This is a genomic window from Streptomyces jeddahensis (assembly GCF_001642995.1).
Lineage (GTDB): Bacteria > Actinomycetota > Actinomycetes > Streptomycetales > Streptomycetaceae > Streptomyces > Streptomyces jeddahensis.
The window spans coordinates 100,638-118,348 of sequence record NZ_LOHS01000081.1; the positions used below are offsets into that span (position 1 = coordinate 100,638).

Annotated in this window: 9 protein-coding genes; 6 read left to right on the forward strand and 3 right to left on the reverse strand. The window is 67.6% G+C overall.

Going from position 1 to position 17,711, the window contains the following annotated elements:
• Positions 1 to 277 precede the first annotated feature (277 nt).
• The 6 genes from STSP_RS17265 to STSP_RS17290 all read left to right on the forward strand — a co-directional run bounded on the left by STSP_RS17265 (position 278) and on the right by STSP_RS17290 (position 13,899).
• On the forward strand, positions 278 to 1,858 hold the full coding sequence (locus tag STSP_RS17265) for an acyl-CoA mutase large subunit family protein (RefSeq protein WP_067278484.1): 1,581 nt from the start codon (positions 278 to 280) through the stop codon (positions 1,856 to 1,858).
• Between the two features lie 112 nt (positions 1,859 to 1,970).
• Positions 1,971 to 2,624: a leucine efflux protein LeuE gene (gene leuE / locus STSP_RS17270; RefSeq protein ID WP_067278486.1), complete on the forward strand. Its 654-nt coding sequence runs from the start codon at positions 1,971 to 1,973 to the stop codon at positions 2,622 to 2,624.
• 187 nt (positions 2,625 to 2,811) lie between these two features.
• On the forward strand, positions 2,812 to 11,937 hold the full coding sequence (locus STSP_RS17275; RefSeq protein WP_078067256.1) for a golvesin C-terminal-like domain-containing protein: 9,126 nt from the start codon (positions 2,812 to 2,814) through the stop codon (positions 11,935 to 11,937).
• A gap of 7 nt (positions 11,938 to 11,944) precedes the next feature.
• Positions 11,945 to 12,469, forward strand: a complete 525-nt coding sequence (locus STSP_RS17280; protein ID WP_067278489.1) for an SMI1/KNR4 family protein — start codon at positions 11,945 to 11,947, stop codon at positions 12,467 to 12,469.
• 379 nt (positions 12,470 to 12,848) lie between these two features.
• Entirely contained in the window at positions 12,849 to 13,253 is a 405-nt protein-coding gene (locus tag STSP_RS17285) for a hypothetical protein (protein WP_078067257.1), read from the forward strand.
• A gap of 13 nt (positions 13,254 to 13,266) precedes the next feature.
• A complete protein-coding gene (locus STSP_RS17290; protein WP_067278494.1) occupies positions 13,267 to 13,899 on the forward strand; it encodes a T6SS immunity protein Tdi1 domain-containing protein in 633 nt (210 codons plus the stop codon).
• Between the two features lie 37 nt (positions 13,900 to 13,936).
• Here the strand turns inward: STSP_RS17290 and STSP_RS17295 are convergent, their stop codons facing one another.
• The 3 genes from STSP_RS17295 to STSP_RS17305 form a co-directional block, all read right to left on the reverse strand.
• Positions 13,937 to 15,007, reverse strand: a complete 1,071-nt coding sequence (locus STSP_RS17295; RefSeq protein WP_078067258.1) for a hypothetical protein — start codon at positions 15,005 to 15,007, stop codon at positions 13,937 to 13,939.
• A gap of 119 nt (positions 15,008 to 15,126) precedes the next feature.
• On the reverse strand, positions 15,127 to 16,341 hold the full coding sequence (locus STSP_RS17300; protein WP_078067259.1) for an acyltransferase family protein: 1,215 nt from the start codon (positions 16,339 to 16,341) through the stop codon (positions 15,127 to 15,129).
• The gene (locus STSP_RS17305; protein WP_067278591.1) at positions 16,338 to 17,666 is read right to left on the reverse strand and encodes a polysialyltransferase family glycosyltransferase; all 1,329 of its coding nucleotides are present in this window, start codon (positions 17,664 to 17,666) and stop codon (positions 16,338 to 16,340) included. Before STSP_RS17305 ends, STSP_RS17300 begins: the two co-directional genes overlap by 4 nt.
• Positions 17,667 to 17,711 lie beyond the last annotated feature (45 nt).

The window sequence follows — 17,711 nt, forward strand, 5'->3', positions numbered from 1 at the left end:
TGCTTCCCGGGCCTGGACGGTTGCGAACGCGGAGGCATGGTTGCGGCGAAGCCGGAGAGAGGGCGTGTGAGAGGTCGTGTCGAAGACGTGTGAGAGGTCGTGTCGGAGAGCGTGTGAGAGGCCGGGTCGGAGGCATACGGGAGGCGTGTGAGGAGCCCCTCGGAGAGTCTGTGAGGAAGGTCCCAGCGTGGGCCTCTCCACTGGCCGCACGCCCCCCACTACAGTCCGTCGCGAGGGTCGGTAGTTAACAGTGGGTAACTCAGCGGGAGGCACAACCATGGCGCGGGAGTCGGAGTCGGGACTGCCCATCGAGCCGGTGTACGGGCCGGACGCCCTCGAGGGCTGGGATCCGGCGGAGAAGCTGGGTGAGCCGGGTTCGTACCCCTTCACGCGCGGTGTGTACCCGACGATGTACACGGGCCGTCCCTGGACGATGCGCCAGTACGCGGGCTTCGGTACCGCCGTCGAGTCCAACGCCCGCTACAAGCAGCTGATCGCCAACGGCACGATGGGCCTGTCGGTCGCCTTCGACCTGCCCACCCAGATGGGCCACGACAGCGACGCGCCGATCGCGCACGGCGAGGTCGGCAAGGTGGGCGTGGCGATCGACTCGATCGACGACATGCGGGTGCTGTTCGGCGGGATCCCGCTCGACAAGGTGTCGACGTCGATGACGATCAACGCCCCCGCCGCGCTGCTCCTCCTCATGTACCAGCTGGTCGGCGAGGAGCAGGGCGTGCCCGCGGACAAGCTCACGGGCACGATCCAGAACGACGTGCTGAAGGAGTACATCGCGCGCGGGACGTACATCTTCCCGCCCAAGCCGTCGCTGCGGCTGATCGCGGACATCTTCAAGTACTGCAGGACCGAGATCCCGAAGTGGAACACGATCTCGATCTCCGGGTACCACATGGCCGAGGCCGGTGCCTCGCCCGCGCAGGAGATCGCGTTCACGCTCGCGGACGGCATCGAGTACGTGCGCACGGCCGTCGCGGCCGGCATGGACGTGGACGATTTCGCGCCGCGTCTGTCGTTCTTCTTCGTGGCGCGTACGACGATCCTCGAGGAGGTCGCGAAGTTCCGTGCCGCGCGCCGTATCTGGGCGAAGGTGATGCGGGACGAGTTCGGCGCGAAGAACCCGAAGTCGCTGATGCTCCGCTTCCACACGCAGACGGCCGGCGTGCAGCTCACGGCGCAGCAGCCCGAGGTGAACCTGGTCCGCGTGGCCGTCCAGGGACTGGCGGCGGTGCTCGGCGGCACCCAGTCCCTGCACACCAACTCCTTCGACGAGGCCATCGCGCTGCCGACCGACAAGTCCGCGCGCCTCGCCCTGCGGACGCAGCAGGTCCTGGCCTACGAAACGGACGTGACCGCGACCGTCGACCCCTTCGCGGGCTCCTACGTCATAGAGAAGATGACGGACGAGGTGGAGGCCGCCGCCCTGGAGCTCATGGGCAAGGTCGAGGACCTGGGCGGCGCGGTCAACGCCATCGAGCGCGGCTTCCAGAAGAACGAGATCGAGCGCTCCGCCTACCGCATCGCCCAGGAGACCGACTCCGGCGAGCGCGTCGTGGTCGGCGTGAACCGCTTCCAGCTCGACGAGGAGGAGCCGTACGAGCCGCTCCGCGTCGACCCGGCGATCGAGGCCCAGCAGGCCGAGCGCCTGGCCAAGCTGCGCGCCGAGCGCGACCAGGCGGCCGTGGACACGGCCCTCGCCGAGCTGAAGAAGGCGGCCGAGGGCACGGACAACGTCCTGTACCCGATGAAGGACGCCCTGCGCGCCCGCGCGACGGTGGGCGAGGTGTGCAACGCGCTACGGGAGGTGTGGGGGACCTACGTGCCGTCGGATGCCTTCTGACCTGGTCGGTTCCTTCGTGGACACCCTGCTCGACGGCGGCGGCTGACGTCCCGTCGTCCCACCCCGCGATATCCGAAGGCGGAGTGGCGTACCCGCATGCGACACTCCGCCCATGCTTGGCGTTACGAACCTTCCGACCTATCTCGCGGGGCTTGTCCTCATCATCCTGCTGCCGGGGCCCAACTCGCTCTACGTGCTGTCCGTCGCCGCGCGGCGCGGCATTCGCAGCGGATACACGGCGGCCGCCGGGGTGTTCCTCGGGGACACGGTCCTGATGACCCTGTCGGCGGCCGGTGTCGCCTCGCTGCTGCAGGGCAACGCCGTGCTGTTCGGGATCGTGAAGTACGCCGGCGCGGGCTATCTGAGCTGGCTCGCGATCGGGATGCTGCGGGCCGCGTGGGGCATGTGGCGTACGCGGCGGGAGAGGAGCGTCGCCGACGAGGCGCCCACGGCGGCCGCCGCCGATGAGCGGCCCTTCCGCCGAGCTCTCGTGATCAGCCTGCTGAACCCCAAGGCGATCCTGTTCTTCGTCGCCTTCTTCGTGCAGTTCGTGGACCCGGCCTACGCCTATCCGGCCCTCTCGTTCGTCGTGCTCGGCGCTTTCGCTCAGCTGGCGAGCTTCCTCTACCTCAGCGCGCTGATCTTCAGCGGGACACGGCTCGCCGATGCCTTCCGGCGTCGTAGGCGGCTGTCGGCGGGGGCGACGTCGGCGGCGGGCGCGCTGTTCCTCGGGTTCGCGGTGAAGCTGTCGCTGGCCAGCGCGTAAAGACTGGCTCAAAACTTCCTGTTTAAAAGGGAATTGGTGCCCTTCAGGTACTCAATGCCCTGTATAGGCGCGATGTCTCGACACTTGACATGGTCACGCGCTTCTTCTGTACAACTCGCTGTCGGCGACCGCCCTCGGGCGGCCGCCGATCCCTGTCCGCTCCCGAAAGGATCCGGGGCAAGCAGCGATGTACGGATTCGGACCACGCGTACGACGCGTTCTGGCGACGACCGGCATGGTGTCGGTCCTTGCCGCTGGTCTGCCGCAGCCAGCCTTCGCGGCGCCCGCCGACGGCAAGGCGCTGCTCGGCGGCATCAAGGACTGGCTGGGCGTCGACGACGACGAGCAAGAGCCCGCGAAGCCCCCGGAGCTGTCCGACGCGGGGGTGCCCAGCAACGAGCACCTGCCACGGGGCAGCGTCAGACCCAAACCCAAGCGGGTCAAGGAACTCAAGGACAGACGCACGCCCAGCGCCCGCTACTGGCAGCTGTCCGACGGCAGAATCCAGTCCGAGGTCTCCTCCGTGCCCACGCACTACGAGGCCGGCAAGGACTGGAAGCCCATCGACACCGCCGTGCGCGGCACGGAACGCGACGGCTACCGGTACGCCAACACCACCAACCTCGCCAAGACGTACTTCGGCGAGCGCCCCGGCGAACTCGTCCGGTTCGAACTGGACAAGGGCCACTGGGTGGTCATCGGCCTCAAGGGCGCCGCGGACAAGAAGCTCAGCCCGAAGACCGAGGGTGACACGGTCATCTACGAGGACGCCCTGAGCGAGGGCGCCGACCTGACGTACACGGTCGGGCACGGCACCGTGAAGGAGGGCATCGTCCTCGACGGGCCCCCGAAGGGCACGCCGTCCTACGCGTTCACGCTCACCACCAAGGGCTTGACCGCCAAGCGGCTGAAGAGCGGCGCCATCGCCCTCTACACCGACGCCTCCGGCCCGAACCGCCCCGATCTGGTCATTCCCGCGCCGTTCATGACGGACGCGAAGAAGAAGGCCGACTCACCGTACGGCACCGCCGGCACCGACGCGGTCCGGCAGACCCTCAAGGCGTCCGGCCGCGACGGGAGTTACGAGCTCACCCTCCGCCCGGACGCCAAGTGGCTCGCCTCCGACAAGCGCAGCTACCCCGTCGTCATCGACCCGACCATCTCGATCTCGCCGACGGTCAGCCAGTCGCAGGACGTGATGATCTCCTCCGACGGGCCGACCAGCAACTACGACGGGGTGTGGCGGCTCTCCGTCGGCAACACCTCCACTGGCAGCTCCCGCGCCCTGCTGAAGTTCCCCCTCGGCAGCGTGCCGGCCGGGACGAAGCTGGACTCCGCCGACCTGCGCCTCTACTACGACCAGACGCACACCGTGAGCGACACGGAGGTGCTGCTCGAGGCGCACCGGGCCACCCAGGCCTGGGACGAGACCACCGCGACCTGGAACAGCGCCAGCGGCATCACGGGCGAGCTGTCCGGCACCTCGGTCCTGGTGGACGACCGCGACTCCGGCACCACCGCGGCCAAGGGCGCCTGGCCGGCCTCGACCAACACGGCGTACACGCAGTACGCGGTCAACCAGGACTACCTGTACAACAAGGACCTGCTGCCCGGGGACACCTACACCTGGCAGCCGAACCTCCCCGAGGACGGCGACTACCGGGTCGACGTGCACTACGTCCCCGCGTCCGACCGGGCCACCAACGCGCCGTACACGGTGACGTACAACGGCGGCAGCAAGACGTACACGGTCGACCAGAGCAGCGGCACCGGCGGTCAGTGGAAGACGCTCGGCACGCACCCGTTCAAGGCGGGCACCGCGGGCAAGGTCGTCCTCGGCGACGGCCCCGCGTCGACCTCCACCGCCGTCCTCGCCGACGCCGTACGCCTCACCAAGGGCGGAGTCGCCGTCAAGGAGCCGAACAAGAGCAACACCTGGAACTCCTTCAGCGTCACCAAGACCGTCCAGTCCTGGATCGACGGCACCAACCCGAACCACGGCTTCGTCATCAAGGCCGCCGACGAGCGCAGCACCGCTCCCAAGGGCGGACCGCGCTACGAGGCCGCCGAGTACGCGTACAAGGGCGAGGTCGCCAACTACCCCCGGCTCGTGCTCACCTACGGCCGCCCAGGCGTCACGCTCGACGCGCCCCAGGTGATCCACGCCACCGGCGCCGAGCTCGACTGGTCCGCGTACAACGACCCGTCGGCCGACCTCGGTGACGACATCGTCGAGTACCAGGTGCACCGCAGCGTCTACCAGACGTTCACGCCGTCCCCCCAGACGCTGGTCGCCCCCGTCGCCAAGGACAAGACGAGCTTCACGGACACCACGGCGACGCCGACCCCGGCGGACTCCGCGGACTCGTTCGGGAACGTCTTCTACTACATGGTCGCGGTGAAGACGCGCGACGGACAGGTCATCCCCGCCGCGACACAGATCGTCAAACTCCCCAAGGCGGGCCGCACGACGCTGGTGCTCCAGTCCGGGCAGGCCGACACCACGCTGTCCTCCGCCCAGCCCACTACCGGCCACGACACGCTCTCCGACGCGGGCCTGAACCGGAACTGGCTGTCGGTGGGCAACAACTCGTCCACCTACGGCACGACGCGTGCGCTGCTGAAGTTCCCCGGCGTGAGCGCGATCCCGGCCAACTCGCGTGTGACGGAGGCGCAGCTGGACCTGTGGGGCTTCACCACCACCACGGGGACCCCGGGCGCGATCTATGAGGCCCGCGGGCTGACCAGGGACTTCGACGAGACCACAGCGTCCTGGAACAACTCCGCGACCGGCACCGCGTGGACGACGGCGGGCGGTGACATGGACGCCGCGGTCGCCGACACGGTGGGCACCGTCACCAACGACCCGGCGCGCCAGTCCTGGTACCTCACCTCGCTCGCCCAGTCCTGGGTCAGCGACCCGGCAAAGAACAAGGGCGTCGCGATCCGGCTCAAGGACGAGTCGGCAGCCGGCCCGCAGGAGCGGACGATCTTCCTCTCCTCGGAGGCCGAGGAGCCCCAGCTGCGCCCGCAGCTGGTCGTGACCTACATCGACAAGAGCACCGACTCGACGTACTTCGCGCCCGACACCCCGGCGCGCATGATCCCCGGCGACCAGTACACGGTCGACGTCACGCTGACCAACACCACCACCTCGGTGTGGAAGGCCGCCGACCAGGTGCTGTCCTACACCTGGTCGCTGCCGGACGGCACGGACGCCACCACCGGCGGCAACCAGCTCGAGACCGCCCTGCCCGAGGACCTCTACCCGGGTGAGACGGTCACCGTGAAGGCGCAGCTCAAGGCGCCCATCAACAGCGACTCCGGCAACAAGCGGCTCGACTACGTCCTCAAGTGGGACCTGCGCGACAAGACCGCGGGCACCTGGCTGTCGGCCACCGAGAACATCCCGCCGCTCGCCCAGAACGTCCGCGTCGAGGACCCGACCTCCGACCAGCTCGGCCTGGAGAAGTTCTACTCGTACGCGGGCAAGAACACGGGTGCGGGTTCGACGCTGATGACGAACCTGTACGCGGGCAACTCCGTCTGGCAGTACAACGCCTTCTCCAACCCCGGCCGCGGCCTGTCGACCTTCGTCCGCTTCGCGTACAACTCGCAGGACACCTCGGACACCGTCCTCGGCCACGGCTGGTCGGCCCAGGCCGCGATGCCGCTGCGGCTCGGCGCGGCCCTGGACTTCCACCCCAACCCCAACCCGACCGAGGTGACGCTGCCCGACGGTGATGGCACCGCGCACGTCTTCCGCAAGCAGGACGACGGGACCTGGAAGGCCCCGGCCGGTGTGCACTACCTGCTGCAGCAGGGCTCCGGCGTGGACTGCACCCCGGACAAGGACGGCGACCCGAAGGCCTGGTCGCTGACGCGCCCGGACCGCACCCAGTTCTTCTTCGACTGCGACGGCTACCTCACGTCGATCACCGACAAGAACGGCAACACGCAGACGTACACGTACGAGGAGCGCAAGTCCAACAACAAGCCGGTCAAGTTCCTGCGGTACATCACCGACCCGGCCGGGCGTCAGACCCTGACGGTGGACTACTACGCCAAGGGCGACTCGTACGCGTACATCAACGACGCCGGCACGAAGGTCACCGGCACCAACCTCACCAGCCCGAAGATCATCGACCACGTCAAGTCGATGACCGACATCTCGGGCCGCAAGCTCGAGTTCGTCTACAGCGACAAGGGTCTGCTGGGTGAGCTGACCGACGGCGCGGGCTCGTCCCAGCCGAAGGTCTTCACGTTCACCTACGACGCCACGCAGGGCAACAAGAACGCCAAGCTGGTCAAGGTCACCGACCCGCGCTCCAACTCCACCTCGCTCGACTACTACTACCCGAGCGAGGGCGACGACCCGAAGTTCCACTGGAACACGCAGACCATCACCGACCGTCTCGGCGGCGACACCGGCTACGTCTACCGGGACACGGACGGCACCGCGGGCTCGTTCATCGAGACGAAGGTGACGGACGCGGAGAACCACACGACGACCCAGCTGCTGGACGGCTACGGCCGCTCCACGCAGATCACCAACGCCAAGTCCGAGACGACCAAGCTGAACTGGGACGCGGACAACAACGTCACGCGCCTGGAGGAGGCCAACGGGGCCGTCACCACCTGGGTCTACGACCAGAAGACCGGCTACCCGCTGGAGCAGAAGGACGCCGAGGCCAACAAGAACGGCACCGCAGCCCAGACCTTCACCTACTCCTACGGCCTCAACGGCCACATCGCGGACCTCTTCCAGAAGAAGTCCCCGGAGGGCCGCACCTGGCAGTTCGGCTACGACAGCCGGGGCAACCTGACCTCGGTGGCGGACCCGAAGGGCGTGGCGTCCGCGACCGAGGGCGACTACACGTCGCGCACGGAGTACGACGCGTACGGCCAGGTGACGAAGGCGATCGACGCCAACGGTCACGCCACCGGCTACAGCGGCTTCCAGCCCAGCGGTTACCCGGCGACCATCACCGACGCGCTGAACAACCTGTCGAAGTTCGAGTACGACGTGCGCGGCAATGTCACCAAGGTGACGAACGCCAAGGACGCGCAGGTCACCCAGACCTACGACGTCTTCGGCCGGCCGCTGGAGAAGAAGGAGCCGAAGGACCAGGCGGGCGGCGAGTTCATCACCACGCCGGCGCCTGTGTACGACGCCAACGACAACATCACCAGGGCCACCGCACCCAACGGAGCCGTGTCGACATCGGTGTACGACAAGGCGGACCAGCTCGTCGAGTCGACGATGCCCGGTGACGAGGCGACTGACCCCGCCCGCAAGACCACCACGACGTACGACAAGGTCGGCAATGTCCTGACGATCATCGAGCCGAAGGGCAACGAGACCGCCACGGTCGGCGACTACACCACGACCACCACGTACGACGCGATCTACCAGCCCATCGAGGTCAAGGACGCGAACGGCGGCAAGGTCTCCACGTCGTACGACAACGTCGGCAACGTGATCAAGGTGGTCGACCCCCGCAAGAACGCCTCCGCGGCCCCGGACGACTACACCACCAAGTACGAGTACGACCTGAACCACCGGGTCGTGAAGACAATCGACGCCATCGGCAAGTTCACCTCCGCCCGCTACGACAAGGACGGGCTGACCGTCGGTCAGACGGACGCCGAGGGCAATGAGGCGCTCGCCACGTACGACGAGCGCGGCGCACTCGTCGAGTCCAAGCTCCCGGTGAGCAAGGACGGCTCCGGGAACATCACCTACCGGACCACCAAGTATGAGTACGACCAGGTCGGCAACCGGACGAAGACGATCACCCCGCGCGGTGTCGCCACCACCGACGACACCACGGACTACACGGCGGAGACCGTCTACGACGAGCTGAACCGGGTGAAGGAGGAGCGCTCGCCCTTCGAGAAGGACGACGCTCGCTACAACACCCCCGACTCGACGTTCTACTTCTACGACGAGGTCGGCAACCTCAGCTCGGTGTCCGCGCCGCCGTCGGACGGCCAGACCGTCCGCAACGTCACCGAGTACACCTACTACGACAACGGCTGGACGAGGACTGCGAAGGACCCGTGGGACATCACCACGTCCTACGACTACAACCAACTCGGCCAGCAGACGAAGAACACCCTCACCTCGGCCGGTGGCTCCCAGCAGCGCACCATGACCTGGGACTACTACCAGTCGGGTAACCAGAAGGCCCGCTCCGACGACGGTGTCCCCGTCGGCAAGCAGGTCGTCCTGGTCGACAGCTCGGACTTCAACAACACCGCGATCCAGGGCAACTGGTCGCGTACGCAGGCCGAGCAGCAGTACGGCTATGACACCTACTCGCATCCGGCGGGCACCGGCGCCGATAAGTTCGTCTGGCAGCTCAACATCCCGCAGGACGGCACGTACGAGGTCTTCGTACGTCACCCGAAGATGACGGGCGCGGCGAGCGACGCCAAGTTCACGGTCGACCACAACGGCGGCAGCGTCACCAAGACGGTCGACCAGACCCAGAACACCGGCAACTGGATCTCGCTGGGCAGCTACTCCTTCGTCGAGGACGGCCCCCAGAAGGTCAGCCTCACCGATCAGGCCAACGGCACCGTCGTCGCTGACGCGGTGAAGCTTGTCCGCTCCAACACGGGTGAGACTGACAACGAGAAGAAGGACTTCACCTACAAGTACGACGCCAACGGCGCGATGGTGGAGGTCAAGGACAACTCGTCGGGCGCCAAGACGGACACATATCGGATCGCCTACGACGGCCTCAACCGGATCTCCAAGGTCGAGGAAATCGCGTCCGGCACGGTGAAGAACACCACCGCGCTGACCTACAACGAGAACGGCAACCCCGTCACGTCGACCCATGACCTGACGTGGTCCAAGATCGAGTACGACGAGCGTGACCTGGTTTCCAAGGTCACCAACGCGGACTCACCGACAGCCGGCAACCAGCAGATCACCACGCTGGCGTACACGGCCCGCGGGCAGTTGCTGAAGCAGACCAAGCCCAACGGCAACACGCTCGACATGACGTACTACCTCGACGGGTCGGTCAAGCAGTCCGTCGAGAAGACGTCCAGCGGCACGGTGGTGGCGCAGCACGACCTGGAGTACTCGCTCAACGGCCACCGCTCCAAGGACGTGCTGAAGCTGATGAACGCCGACGACAACTCGGCGTACATCAACAACACGTACACCTTCGACTACGACCCGCAGGACCGCATCACCAACGTCACCAAGAGCGGTGACTCCCCGGCCACCGAGTCCTACGTCTACGACCGCAACAGCAACGTCATAGAACAGACGGTCGACAACATCCGTACGACCATGCGCTATGACCGCAACCGGCTGCTGTCGGCGAGCGCAGACGGCGTCTCCTCCACCTACAACTACGACCCGCTCGGCCGACTCGATACCGTCAGCATCGGCGGCAAGACCTCGCAGAAGTACTACTACGACGGCTTCGACCGCACCGTGAAGGTCCGGGCCGGCTCCGGTACGGCCGCGGTGACCACGTCGTACGTCTTCGACCCCTTCGACCGGACGGTTTCCCAGACAGCGTCCGGGAGCGAGTCCAAGACCACCGCGTTCACCTACCTCGGCCTGGACAACCAGGTTCTGCGTGAGGAACTGAACGGCAAGCCCGACAAGTCGTACCAGTACCTGCCCTCCGGCCAGCAGGCCACTCAGATCAAGCACAAGGACGACGGCAGCAAGGAGTACTCGCAGTACACGAACAGCCCGCGCGGTGACATCGAAGCGATCACCAAGGAGGACGGCAAGACCCGGGCCACCTACGGCTACACCGCATACGGCAAGGACGACGAGTCGCAGTTCACCGGTGCTGACAAGCCGGACGCAGCGAATCCCGACAAGGAGTCGTACAACGCCTTCCGCTTCAACGCGTCCCGCTGGGACGGGGCGTCCGGCACCTACGACATGGGATTCCGCAACTACGACCCGGGCCTGAACCGCTTCCTGACCCGTGACCTGTACGGCGGCGCACTCGCGGATATGTCACTGGCCACGGATCCCTTCACCGGCAACCGCTACGCCTTCGCCGGCGGCAACCCGATCAGCTTCGTGGAGTTGGACGGCCACCTGTTCGGCCTGTCGCTCTCCGACATCGGTCATGCCGCACTCGACGTCGTCGGCATGGTTCCGGTCGTGGGCGAGGTCGCGGACGTCGCCAACGGCATCTGGTACGCGGCGGAGGGCAACTACGCCGATGCCGCGCTCTCCATGGCCTCGGCCATTCCGCTCGTCGGTTACGGAGCCACGGCGGTCAAGGCGGGCAAGTACGCCAAGAAGGGTGTCGACGCCCTCGACACCGCCAATGACGTGCGAAAGGCGGAGAACAAGGCCGAGGCGGCCGCGGATGCGGGCAATACCGCTCGCAAGACCGATCCCGAAACGCCCGGTGGCCCCAAGAACGGGACCAAGGAGCCGGAAGCGCCCAAGTGCACGAACAGTTTCGTGCCCGGAACCCGGGTGGTGATGGCCGACGGCTCGACCAAGGCCATCGAGGAGCTGCGCGAGGGTGACCACGTCCTGGCCACGGACGTCGAGTCCGGTGACACCCGAGGCCGCGAGGTGATCGACACCTTCAGCAGCAAGGGCGGCAAGGACCTCGTGACGCTCACCGTCGACGTCGACGGCCGTGACGGGGACAGAACCGCCAAGATCACCTCCACCGAGGCGCACACCTACTGGCTCCCTGATGCCGGCCGGTGGGTCGAAGCGGGCGACCTCGACCCCGGCGCCTGGCTCCGCACGTCGAGCGGTACGTGGGTCCAGATCACCGCCGTCGACCACCAGCACCGCACTGAGCGTGTCCACAACCTCACCGTCGCCAGCGTTCACACGTACTACGTGGTGGCCGGCGGGGAGACCCTTCTCGTCCACAACGCGAACTGCGAACCGGTCGAGATCACGGTCCGGTACCAGGAGGGGATGTCGCGGACGGAGTTCGCCAAGAAAGCCGCGGCGCTGCAGAAGCTGAGCGACGAAGGCAAGCTGTTCAAGGCCCCCAACCCGGTCGCCCGCAATTCCGCTGTCACCAAGAACTACAAGGGTGACCTGATCCGGCGGGTGTACGACCAGTACGGGGGGACGAACCCCGCCTTCGCCGACAAGCTGAAGGACAGGATCCTCAACCGCATGGACCCTGACCACGTGCACGAGCTCCAACTGGGCGGCCCGGACACCGCTGGTAACCTCAAGATGCTGGACCGCTTCACCAACTGGCACATAGGTACCCAGCAGATCTGGCCCCAGATCAAGAATCTGGACGACTACACGCCGATCAAGATCAATATCGAATGGTAGGTGCGTTGTGACTGCCGAACTTCAGCGGGTGGTGGATGAGTTGCGCGCCGCGATGAGCGGTCAAAGCGAGTGGCGCATGATGAATTCGCTGCCCGCTGGGGCTCGGCGGGACGAGCTGGGCAGCGCGCTGCCCGCCTCGTACCGTGAGTTCCTCGAGGTCGTGAACGGCGCCACGTGCGGTGACGTGACCGTCTTCGGAGTCCCCACGGTGGACGGTATGCAGTTCCATGCCGATCCGGTTCCCGGAGCGGCGGTCGTCCTGGGCCGCGACGAGTGGTTCTGTTGCGGTGTCATCGCGGATGAACCGTTCTTCGTGAACCGTGCGACCGGGGAGGTCTGGTACTTCCCGGACACCGGGGTCCAGTGGTGGATGTCCTCCTCCTTCGAGAGGGCCGCGGACGACTTCACCTCGTTCTTCCTGCGGTGGGTGGCGGGGCCTGAGTATGTGCGCCTCTCCGCGACTGGGCGGGACGACCAGTGGGCCGACCTGCTCAGCCATGTGGGACGGCTGGAGCAAGGCCCCGCCGAGTGAACGGCGAGGAGGTCGAGCTTGACGCCATCTGACGTCGGGCAGGTGATGTGACGCACGGCAGAGGGGTGCTCCAGCCGGCAAGCCAGTCGGGCCGGGGCACCCCTCTTCACGTGTCTGTCTTGGTGCATTTTCCAGGCATGCCATGGAAAGGCGCCTATTACCGTTGGGATGGCGGGGCGCCCCCAGGGATTTGACGCCCTTGACGCACCAGGGTGTACAAACCTCAATTCTGGCCACCGAGTCCATGGGTGAGGCGGATCGGCATGTGCTCGAACCCGTCCGGGTATCGCGCCACCTTTCTTCGGTGGCTCCCGGTAGAGTCCGTGCCATGATTCTCGAAGTAATTCCACCAGAGCGGGTAGGGCCAGTCAGGATAGGTATGAGCATTGATGACGCGGAGGTCGCGCTGCGTCACATCGAGGGCTTCCGCACCCCGGGGAATTCCGAGGTTCCCACCCGAGGGGTAGCGCACTACACAAGCCGTCTTTCCGTCCAGGCATATACCGGGACTGGCGGCATCGTCAATGCCATTGAGGTCTTCCGACCGGATTCTTCGGTCTCTGTTCAATATGAGGGAATTGATCTCTTCTCCCTTCCGGCGTCAGAGGTCATCGCCCTGCTCCGCAGCCGGACTGCGATCGAAGTGGAGGAGCGCGGCAGCTCCGTGACAGCTCCGGATCTGCTGCTGGCGTTGTGGCGCCCCTTCGCGGCAGACAGTGTGAGCGACGCCCAGGGGTACTACTTCCAGTCCGCTCTCATTGCGGAACCCGGCTATTACGACTGATAAAGGCCCGCGCATGCTCGAGAAGTTCCTGACCCGGTACCGCGTGACGGACCGGCTTCCGGCGGAGCCGGCGGACGCAGCAGCAGGACCCGTGCCGGAGGCGGTGGGCGAACTCTTCGCCGCCCTGTCCGGTGCCTCCGTCGAGCACGGTCTGTACCGCGTCCACACACCGCGCACCGCCGCGGCGGCCAACGCCGTCTGCGGGCGGCTGCTCCGCGGGTTCGAACAGCGCATGTACTGCTTCGGCTTCGACTGGCTCGGCCGCAATCTCGCCGTCGACCTGGCGACTGGTGAACCCGCCGACCCTCATGTCGTCCTGGTGGAGCCGGGTGCGGGAGAGCTGATGGAGAGCGGCATCGGCCTGCACCCCTTCCACGACGAGGTCCTCGTCACGGACACCTCGCCGCTGGCCGCGGACTTCTTCGACCAGTGGCGGGCCACCCAGCCCGGCTTCGAACGGCTCGCGTTCGACGAGTGCGTCGGCTACAAGGTGCCCCTGTTCCTGGGAGGGGAGGACGAGGTCCACAACCTGGAACGGGTGCCGTACGACGTGTACTGGGACCTGTGCGTCCAGCTCAGGACCGGCACCCGGCGCATGACGCCCGGCACGACGATCGGCCGCATCGTCGTCGATGAGGAGGGCTGAGACCGGTACTTCGGGAGGACAGGCGTGACGCCGGTCCTCAGCGTGCATCCTGCAGACGCCACAGGTGGAGGGTGGTCTGGTCCTTCGAGACCGTGTACCAGATGCCCTGCCCCGCCGAACGCGGCGATCCCGAGACAGGGAAGGGGTAGGCGATCCGGCCGCCCAGGGCCATCGTGCGTGGGTGGACGAGCCAGTGGCGGGGGACCTCCGCGTAGTACTCGGTGCCGACCACGGCGGTGTCCTCGTACGGGAACGCCGCCTCGTAGTCCCAGAAAACGCGGTCGTCCTCGCTCGAGGGAGGGGGCACGGCGTCCTCGGCGTTCAGACGCCGCAGTTCCATGCCGTCCTCCGCCCGGTGCAGGTAGAGGGCCCACTGCCCCGGATCCGTGGTCAGGAAGTGCTCCCCGGACGGGCTCACGGCGAGGAGGACCTGCTCGTCGAACCGCTGGACAGTGAGCTTCGCGCCATCCCAGTGTCCCCATAGCACGGGCGAGTCCTCCTCGCCCTCGCCGACAGTCAGCCCCATGAACGCCGGGTCCGGATGCGGGAAGTGGAAGGAGCCCGATCCCACGGTCATCGTTGCGGCGCGGGTCAGCACCGTGCCGTCGACGGGGTCGAGGATCAGCCACTCCTCCGTGATGTCGCGCCCCTCGTAGCTGCGGATGTGGGCCCAGAGGAGCTTGCCGTCCGAGGAGAAGGCCGCTGAGCCGGTGTCCGCCTGGCCGTGGTGGTAGTCGTCGGCGTACTCGGAGAACGAGGCATGGGCCTCGGTGCACACGGCGGAGGACCAGCAACCGTGCCGGATCTCCCACCGCACGGCACCGGTCGAATCCACGGCTCGCAACGCGTGCACGCCGGCGAACACGGCGACATCACCCGTCGGAGAGACCGTCACCGAGCCGTACCCGCGAGGCCACGGTGCGGGGAAGTGTGTCTCCGTCCCTCCCTCGTCCAGGTCGCGGACGGCCAGCTCGGTGTCCCCGCGCTGCACGAGCAGCCTGCGTCCGGGCCAGTGCAGTATGAGCGGAGCGTCGGCTGACGCCGGGTCCAACGGGGCGGCGATGGTGGAGGCAAGACGAGCGGCGACGGCCACGGAAAGCTCCGGCACGGATGACGTGTGATGTGAGTCCCTGACGCCGTCACCATACGGGGCAAGGGGCGACCACGGTCTGTCAGGCTGGTGAGGTGAATCCGGCTGGTTCCCCTGGGCCGGCCCAGGGGAACCGTTCAGCGTCGTGCCTCCGCGAGCCGCGACCGCAGCAACGGCGTCAGCCACCCCTCCACATACCGGTTCAGCAGCCACGCCAGCAGCAGCATCGCCGCGAACGTCAGGCCCAGCGTCGCGTAGGGCGGCAGGCCGAGGCCCCGGTGCAGCGCGCCCACCACCACCCAGCCCAGGTGCTCGTGCACCAGGTAGAAGGGGTACGTCAGGGCGCCCGCGACCGTCAGCCAGCGCCAGTTCGCCCAGCTCAGCGCGCCAAGGGCGATCGCGGCCACCGCCGCGAAGCCGAGCGTGACGACCAGGATGATGCCGAGGGACGAGCGGTACGAGAAGAAGTCCGGGTCCGGGGCGTGCCACAGCCGGGACACCGCGTAGTGCTGGCCGATCAGCCAGCTGACGGCGACGACGCCCCAGGCCATGACGTCCCGGCGATCGCGGTGCACCAGGTAGAGGCCGATGCCACCGATGAAGAACGGCGCGTACTCGGGCATCAGCACGATGTCGAGCAGCGGCTCTCCCCCACTCTCCGAGCGGGAGGTGCCCCCAGCGGCCTCCGCGATGGCCGCGGCCATCGTCCACACCCCGCAGAACAGCAGGATGCGCCCGCGCGTGGCCCCGGGCAGCACGATGCACAGCGCGAACAGGGCGTAGAAGCGGATCTCCGCCCACAGCGTCCAGCACACGCCGAGGACGCGGTCCACGCCCAAGGGCTGCTGAAGCATCGTCAGGTTCACCAGTGCGTCGCTCGGCGACACCGCCTCGTAGGCGACCGGCGGCAGTGCGAAGACGGCCGTGACCAGGATGACCGCCGCCCAGTACGACGGCAGCAGGCGCGCGGCGCGGGACGCGAAGAACGAGCGCAGCGGCCGCCCCCAGCCGCTCATGCAGATCACGAAGCCGCTGATGACGAAGAAGATCTGGACGCCCAGGCAGCCGTAGGCGAACCACGTGTGGGCCGTGGGGAACACGGTCTTGCTGGAGGCTCCCCAGGCCTGGGAGATCTCGCCGTCCCGGCCGCCGTAGTGGTACGCCGCGACCATCAGCGCGGCGACCAGCCGGAGCCCGTCGAGGGCGCGCAGCCTCGGGGCGCGCTGCCGCACGGGGGCCTGGCCCTGGTCCAGGGCCCGGTCCCGGTCCCGGGACGTGCCCGGGACCGGGGAAGGACGGGTCGTGCTCGCTCCCGGTGAATGCTTCGGGAGTGCCGTGCCCGGGGCCGTCATCCGAGCGCGGCCCGCTTGAACGACCGTGCGCGGCGCGCGACTCTTCGGACCGTCGCGTTGCGCGGAATGAACGCCAGCTGCGAGGGCACCGCGCCGGGCAGGGCCAGCGAGGTGAGGCGGCGGCGCTTGAAGTACCGCCAGGTACGGGAGTCGAGGTGGCGCGAGAGGTACGCCTCCGCGGCCGGCCGCAGGCCCGGGTAGATCTTCGACTGCATCGCATAGCCGACCGCCGTGACGAGACCCGTCAGCTCCACGGACTCGGCATCCAGCCGCTGGGCCTCCACGGCCGCGCGGTCGCTCAGCTCCGGCACCAGCGCGTCGACGATCGTGACCGGGACGCGGTTGCTGTTCTGGTACGGCGTCAGGCGCTCGAGGAGCAGCCCGGTGCCGGTGCGGGCCACCGGCAGGCCGTAGAACGCGGACGCGGTGAGCAGCGCGGTGGAGAAGCAGCCGACGACGAGCGCGGGGCGCATGCGCTGGTAGAGCACCTCGGCGAGCACGGGCGAGTCGAGGACCGTCAGCTCGATGCCGAGCTTCTCCGCTTCCCGCTCCAGGGTCCGCGACCAGCGGGCCGGAGCGGTGGGGTGGGGCTTGAACACAATGCGCCGGTGGCCGAGTTCGACGGCCCCGCGCACCATGCGGACGTGCAGGTTCTCCTCCTCATCGGCGGTGAGGATGTCGAGCGCCGAGAGGTACTGGCCGAGCAGCAGCGCGGGCTCCTGCACGTCGGGCAGGGCGGCCGCCGACTCCTCGGCGTCGTCGCCCAGTTGGGCCAGCACCTTCACGAACACGTCGCTCGGCACGATCTCCGGCTGCACGTCGAACTCGGTGAGCAGCAGCGGCTTCAGCCCTGGCACCAGGTCCAGGTGCAGCAGCCGCCGGATCCGCGTGCCGACCAGCGGGTCGATCTTGTTGCGGGTCGGGCCGTAGCTCATCAGCCCGTCCGCGTAGACGTCGACGGGCGCACCGGTGAAGATCTGGCACAGCGCCAGGGCCGGGTTGACCTGGATCGACTCGACGGCGAGCTCCACGTCGTCGTCACCCAGCTCCCACAGCAGCCGCAGATACCGCTCCCAGAGCAGCAGATCATCGGCGCGCGGCGCCCAACCGCCGGGGTGGAATGGGGAGATGGCCTCGTTCCACGACAGCACGTCGTCGAAGCGGTCGCGCAGGCACGCGAACCCGGGCATCTCGTTCACGGGCGGTGTCGTCTCGGGCGTCGCCGCGTTGTTGGAGACCAGCAGGATGCGCCGGTCGGCGGGGCCGTAGCAGTCCGCGTCGAGCGCTGCGGCGAGCGTGGCGGCACCGTAGAGCGTGGAGGCCATGAAGATCTGGGTGGTGCGGCGCCGACCGGCCGCGCCCTGCCCGGA

What these genes read in the sequence shown, in the direction of transcription:
- STSP_RS17265 (WP_067278484.1), top strand. Translation starts at nt 278, where the DNA reads ATGGCGCGGGAGTCGGAGTCGGGACTGCCCATCGAGCCGGTGTACGGG.
- leuE (WP_067278486.1), top strand. Translation starts at nt 1,971, where the DNA reads ATGCTTGGCGTTACGAACCTTCCGACCTATCTCGCGGGGCTTGTCCTC.
- STSP_RS17275 (WP_078067256.1), top strand. Translation starts at nt 2,812, where the DNA reads ATGTACGGATTCGGACCACGCGTACGACGCGTTCTGGCGACGACCGGC.
- STSP_RS17285 (WP_078067257.1), top strand. Translation starts at nt 12,849, where the DNA reads ATGAGCATTGATGACGCGGAGGTCGCGCTGCGTCACATCGAGGGCTTC.
- STSP_RS17290 (WP_067278494.1), top strand. Translation starts at nt 13,267, where the DNA reads ATGCTCGAGAAGTTCCTGACCCGGTACCGCGTGACGGACCGGCTTCCG.
- STSP_RS17300 (WP_078067259.1), bottom strand. Translation starts at nt 16,341, where the DNA reads ATGACGGCCCCGGGCACGGCACTCCCGAAGCATTCACCGGGAGCGAGC.
- STSP_RS17305 (WP_067278591.1), bottom strand. Translation starts at nt 17,666, where the DNA reads ATGGCCTCCACGCTCTACGGTGCCGCCACGCTCGCCGCAGCGCTCGAC.